A 320-nucleotide genomic window follows, 5' to 3' on the forward strand; every position below is an offset into this window, starting at 1 on the left:
ATCCCATGGAACGTGTCACACGCCTTCTGGGTGATTCAGTCATCATGCAACAAGATGGCGTTCATCTTAATTTGAATGAATCGGGTTCTTTCCAATCCGACGAAGATTTTAATCATGAAGAAGAAGTGCAGGAAGAAGGAGAAATTGAGAACTTCGTTGATGATGCGACCAACATTGATATTGCCTCATCCGACATGTGCGAGCTGTGGAAAGCAGCGGATAATAGGGATGATGAAAGTTTACAGGATAATCCTGGCCCGGAAGAGGATTTAAGCATCCATTTTGGCCTGTGTGACGGGCTTGGTTTGGAAAGTGTGGGC

At 45.3% G+C, this 320-nt stretch carries 1 pseudogene (only partly in view); it reads left to right on the forward strand.

The annotated features are described in order from the left end of the window. Positions 1–320: pseudogene (locus A2048_10890) on the forward strand (hypothetical protein) (it extends 4801 nt beyond the left edge of the window).

The organism is Deltaproteobacteria bacterium GWA2_45_12, assembly GCA_001797365.1.
Classification (GTDB): domain Bacteria; phylum UBA10199; class UBA10199; order UBA10199; family UBA10199; genus UBA10199.